Genomic DNA, 1,421 nt, shown 5'->3' on the forward strand with positions numbered 1-1,421 from the left:
GATAGGGCTCTCACTTGAACTGTCAATATAATGGTGCTTAAGCAACCTTAACAACTATACAAAAAATGTCAGAAGGTTCTGTCAAGGGCGAAGTGCATACGAGTCCCTTGACAGGTTCTTCGAATTTTTTAACATGCATAAATGTTGCTTATACTATTTTTCATAACGTTCTTTGAACATGTCTTGTAAACATGTATATGCACTTGCAAACCCACGAAGTTTTCGTTCAGACCATTTCTCATTGATGTCTTGCACAGTTAGATAAACGATTTTCTCTGCAGCCTTTATATCTGGCAAACTGTTCATTGGTCTTAATCTTTTGCGAATCTCTTTAATTGTTCGCTCTATCCAATTCGTCGTATAAATCACACTTCGAATTGACGATGGATATTTCAAAAAGGTGAGCAATACAGGCAGATCATTCTCCCAAGAGGACACCTCTCTTGGATACTTCGTTTGCCATTTCTCTTGGAATAAGTGAAACTGTTCTTCCGCTTGTGAGCGAGTGAAAGAGCGATAGATCGCTTTTAGATCTTCAGCTATTTCTTCACGATCCTTTTTGCGTACACGGTTCAACGTATTGCGAACCTTATGTACAACACAACGCTGGACATCTGCTTTTGGATAAATGCTTTTAAAGGCTTCTTCTAAACCAGGAAGTCCATCAAATACACCTAATAGTACTTCTTTGAGTCCGCGTTGATAGAGGTCTTGAAGCATCTCTTTCCAACCCAGTGCATTTTCTTGGCCTCCAACATAGAAGCTTAGCAGTTCACGATATCCGTCTTCAGTGACACCGACAACGAAATAAATGACTTCATTTGCCACCGTGTCACGGCGGAGTCTAATATACATTCCATCAAGATACAGAACGGAATAACGCTGATGTAGTTTGCGCTGTTGCCAAGCTTGAATATCTTCGATGGCAACTTCCGTAATATTACTGATGGTGGTGGCAGAGTATGAAGAACCAAACATACGCTCAATAAATTTACCGACTTCACGAGTGCTCATCCCGCTTTGGTACATTTTGATGATCGCTTCTTCCAGCCATCCATCTCGACGCTGATACGGAGCAAACAGTTGGGTTTGAAACTCGCCTTGCCGATCTCTTGGAACAGATAGTTTTTCAATTTTTCCGTATCTTGTATCCAATGAGCGTTGGTAATAACCATTTTTACTGTTTGGAACATCAGGGTTCTCAACGTTTAAGAAGTTTTCAAGTTCTTCTCTCATGATGAGTTCAAGTTTTTCTTGAACAAAAGATTTTAACATTTGTTCTAGTTGATCTGTAAGCGTGGAATTGTTTATACTCGATGACATAGGTAGGGTTACTCCTTTCTTATGGAATCCGACAATTCCGAGGATACCCTACCTATTTTTTATTGAAAAGACCTTTACACAAAATATTTTACGTCATC

At 39.5% G+C, this 1,421-nt stretch carries 1 protein-coding gene; it reads right to left on the bottom strand.

Going from position 1 to position 1,421, the window contains the following annotated elements; all coding sequences use genetic code 11:
• Positions 1–153: 153 nt before the first annotated feature.
• Entirely contained in the window at positions 154–1,323 is a 1,170-nt protein-coding gene (locus tag ABU914_RS15355) for an IS256 family transposase (protein ID WP_379670567.1), read from the bottom strand.
• Between the last annotated feature and the right edge of the window lie 98 nt (positions 1,324–1,421).

Origin of the sequence: Pueribacillus sp. YX66, from assembly GCF_041725775.1 — a bacterium.
In the GTDB taxonomy this organism is placed as follows: Bacteria; Bacillota; Bacilli; order Bacillales; family UBA6769; genus Pueribacillus.

Coding starts and splice junctions, on each gene's coding strand:
- ABU914_RS15355 (WP_379670567.1), bottom strand. CDS start 1,323: ATGTCATCGAGTATAAACAATTCCACGCTTACAGATCAACTAGAACAA.